This is a genomic window from Flavobacterium sp. LC2016-23 (genome assembly GCF_009674775.1).
Classification (GTDB): domain Bacteria; phylum Bacteroidota; class Bacteroidia; order Flavobacteriales; family Flavobacteriaceae; genus Flavobacterium.
This window is the reverse complement of record NZ_WKKE01000062.1, coordinates 1-1,321: the sequence shown is the minus strand read 5'-3', so window position 1 is coordinate 1,321 and position 1,321 is coordinate 1. Positions and strand designations below refer to the sequence as shown.

Here is a 1,321-nt window from a genome sequence, read left to right as displayed (position 1 = left end):
AAATAATTTTTCAGTTTGATTTAGTAACCTGTCAGTATTTCTTAGAACGCCTGTCGCTGTTGCGGGTGCAAAAGTAGGGAGTTTATCCGCTTAAACAATACCTTTTTCAAACTATTTTCAATCTTTTTTATAAGTCACTGGTTTTGCGTTTTTTACAAACCTATCTTTTTTGGAGTTTTATCAGAATTCAATGCTTTGGGCTGATTTTACCGCTAAGACGCCAAGGTTTTTTCTGCCTGGGTGTATTTCGCAAAGAGCGCAAGGCGTGATTTTATTGCGTTTTTTGATTTCTCCCAAAGACACTAAGTTTCTTTTCTTTCTTATATATAACGCACATCTCTTTTGAAAACCTCTGCCCTAGCCCCGATGGAAGTGGAAATCCTTTTGTCCGCCGCGGCGGACAAAAGATTGGAGCGGACAGCGGGATTAAGCTCCTTATCAAATTACAATTTCTTAAATACCAAAATCCAAAGAGTTGAATTCGGTCAGCACGACAGAATAATTGTCGTATACCTATATAGGTATAAATAACAAACCCGACAGGTTTTGAAAACCTGTCGGGTTGGAGAAGCAAAATCCTTCCTTATATATACGATAGACTATTTTTTATTTAGTGTCTGTGCTTTTGATTCCCAATGATTCATAAGATCATCATAGTTTACGGGTTATATTTTAGAATTAAGAATTTCAAAAACTAAAACCTAAACCAATTAAATCCAAAAACCACAAAAACCCCACAAGAATTTCCTCTTTAACAAAATTAACATTCAAATCAAAACTTACAGACTATCTTTAAAAACAAACAAAACAGGGATCAAAGCATATTGTTGTGGGGAAATATTAAAATCTAGATATTTGTATTTCTAAATTATATCCAGTGCAAGATTCTTTTATCGATATCCTTAAGTTGTTATTACCTGAGATAATAGTAGATTACTTTGAACTTACTTCTTATAAAAAGGAAGATGAAACGCTTCATCTTTATCTAAGAGAGATTAATTCAATACCTAAAGAATATAGAGAATCGAAATTGAGTTCAAAAGGATTCTTTGAAGAGATAACGGTTCAGGATTTTCCTATCCGTGGACATCAGGTTTATCTTCATATTACCCGTAGAAGATGGCTTAATGAAGATACAGGAAAAGTAGTTTTCAGAGATTGGAATTTAGTAGCAGACGGAACTCGTGTCACCCAGGAGTTTGCGTCTTTTTTAAAAGAGATCAATAGATTCCAGTCCAAATGACTGTAATACCATTGCCTCTTTCTATGGAGTTTCTGGTAGAAACCTGCAATGTCAATACAAAGATTTCCTAAGTGATTT

1 protein-coding gene is annotated in these 1,321 nt (G+C 34.3%); it reads left to right on the top strand.

Translation table 11 applies throughout. The features are described from left to right. Window positions 1-907: 907 nt before the first annotated feature. Window positions 908-1,243: a transposase gene (locus GJU43_RS22690; RefSeq protein WP_154344180.1), complete on the top strand. Its 336-nt coding sequence runs from the start codon at window positions 908-910 to the stop codon at window positions 1,241-1,243. The last annotated feature ends 78 nt before the right edge of the window (window positions 1,244-1,321 follow it).